The sequence below is a fragment of the Streptomyces sp. NPDC101219 genome (genome assembly GCF_044767675.1).
GTDB lineage: Bacteria > Actinomycetota > Actinomycetes > Streptomycetales > Streptomycetaceae > Streptomyces.
Window position 1 is genome coordinate 1 of sequence record NZ_JBIWOK010000032.1, and the last position, 2,094, is coordinate 2,094.

The 2,094-nt window shown below is 68.1% G+C and carries 2 protein-coding genes; one reads left to right on the forward strand and one right to left on the reverse strand.

Annotation, left to right across the window (positions count from 1 at the left end):
- Nucleotides 1-393 precede the first annotated feature (393 nt).
- Nucleotides 394-1,038 (reverse strand): DNA-3-methyladenine glycosylase, encoded by a 645-nt coding sequence (locus tag ACIRPP_RS31910; protein WP_403650247.1) that lies wholly within the window; start codon nucleotides 1,036-1,038, stop codon nucleotides 394-396.
- Nucleotides 1,039-1,220: 182 nt separating this feature from the next.
- Here ACIRPP_RS31910 and ACIRPP_RS31915 point away from each other — a divergent pair, with 182 nt between their 5' ends.
- On the forward strand, nucleotides 1,221-2,003 hold the full coding sequence (locus tag ACIRPP_RS31915) for a sporulation protein (RefSeq protein ID WP_403650250.1): 783 nt from the start codon (nucleotides 1,221-1,223) through the stop codon (nucleotides 2,001-2,003).
- Nucleotides 2,004-2,094 lie beyond the last annotated feature (91 nt).

Sequence of the window (2,094 nt, forward strand, 5' to 3'; positions counted from 1 at the left end):
CAACATATCTGGCGTTGACTTTTGGCACGCTGTTGAGTTCTCAAGGAACGGACGCTTCCTTCGTACTCACCCTCTCGGGCTTTCCTCCGGGCGCTCCCCTTCGGTGTTTCCGACTCTATCAGATCTTTTTCTCGACCTGACCCCCAGTCAGCGGGGTCCGTCGCAGGTCCGGGGGCTTTCGCCCGTCGGCCTTTCGACGATCACTACGTTAACCGATTCCCCGGCCCGATTCATAATCGGGTCCGGCGGTAATGAATTCAGGCATGCGAACATGACGAATTCGACCCCGCCGAGGGGTGATCGTAGGTAGTGGTTTGGCCGCTTCCGGCTGCTGGCGAACGCCGTACCCGGTTCAAGCGGCTCGGAGTACATTACGCCCGCACCAGGGCCGAGTCAACTTCGCCGGCGCTTCGGCACGTGGGCCCGGTACGGACTCACGGTCGGGTCGTCCGCGATCCAGAAGCGCCACGGGTGCACGGCGCCCTCGCCGGCCACTCCCGTCCGCGGGCCGTTGCGCACCTGGTGGGCGGGGACGGCCGTGCCGCCGAGGATCCGGAGCGGGGAGGCGTCGTCCGGCGCGCAGGCGTCGGTGCCGTCGAAGGACCGGTCGACGCCGAGGGCGGTGGCGAGGCGGGCGGGGCCCTTGGCCAGCTCCTTGTCGTCGCGGGCCGAGAGCCGCCGGGTCCGGGCCAATTCCGCGCCCTCGATGATCTCCCCGGCGCGCAGCAGGACCCCGGCGGCACGGTCCTCGGGGCCGCAGACCAGGTTCATGCAGAACCACATGCCGTACGTGAAGTAGACGTACACGTGCCCGGGCGGGCCGAACATGACGGCGTTGCGGGCGGTGCGGCCGCGGTAGGCGTGGGACCCGGGGTCGTTGGGGCCGTCGTAGGCCTCGACCTCGGTCAGGCGGAGGGCGATCGGACCGTCCGGTGTGCTGTGTACGAGGGTGCGGCCGAGGAGGTCGGGGGCGACCTCGAGGACGGGTCGGTCGAAGAACTTCCTGGGCAGGGGCGTACGGTCGGGGGTCGCGATCATGCCGTCCGAGGGTACTGGAGGCGGTCGGTGCCACGGGGTGGTCACCGCGCCCCGCTGTTGTCAGGGTGACGTCCACGGAACCGGTCACGGCCGGATCGCGTTGTTAGGGATCGACGGTCCGCACGACAGACGACGGTCCGCACGGCACGGACGAAAGCCACAGGGCGACAAAGGGGAGACACATGGCGTTCAAGAAGCTGCTCGCGAGCCTGGGGGCCGGCGGCGCGTCGGTCGAGACGGTGCTGCACGAGGTCAACGTCGTACCGGGCGGCGTCGTCCAGGGCGAGGTGCGCATCCAGGGCGGTTCGGTCGCCCAGCAGATCGAGGGGCTGTCGGTCGGGCTGCAGGCCAAGGTCGAGGTGGAGAGCGGCGACCAGGAGTACAAGCAGGACATCGAGTTCACCAAGGTGCGGCTCGGCGGCGCGTTCGAGCTGCAGGCGGGTGCGGTGCACGCGGTGCCGTTCGGGCTGGAGATCCCCTGGGAGACGCCGGTCACGATGATCGACGGTCAGGCGCTGCGCGGGATGAACATCGGGGTGAGCACCGAGCTGGAGATCGCGCGGGCGGTGGACTCCGGCGACCTGGACCCGATCAACGTGCACCCGCTGCCGGCGCAGAAGGCCATCCTGGACGCGTTCATCCAGCTGGGCTTCCGGTTCAAGAGCGCGGACATGGAGCGCGGCCACATCCGGGGGACGCGGCAGAAGCTGCCGTTCTACCAGGAGATCGAGTTCTTCCCGCCGCAGCAGTACCGGGGGCTGAACCAGGTCGAGCTGAGCTTCGTGGCCGACGAGCAGGCCATGGACGTCGTGCTGGAGATGGACAAGAAGCCGGGTCTGTTCAGCGAGGGCAGTGACACGTTCCGCTCCTTCAAGGTGGGGCTGGACGACTACCAGGGCACGGACTGGGCGGCGTACCTCAACCAGTGGCTGTCGGAGGTCGGCAGCAAGCGCAACTGGTTCTAGTGACCTGAGTCGGAGGTTCGTCGTTGGTTGGGCATGAGTCGTCCGGGTCCGAAGATTCCGCCGTTGTCGGTGACCGATGCCCAGCGGGCCG

What these genes read in the sequence shown, in the direction of transcription:
- ACIRPP_RS31910 (WP_403650247.1), bottom strand. Translation starts at nt 1,038, where the DNA reads ATGATCGCGACCCCCGACCGTACGCCCCTGCCCAGGAAGTTCTTCGAC.
- ACIRPP_RS31915 (WP_403650250.1), top strand. Translation starts at nt 1,221, where the DNA reads ATGGCGTTCAAGAAGCTGCTCGCGAGCCTGGGGGCCGGCGGCGCGTCG.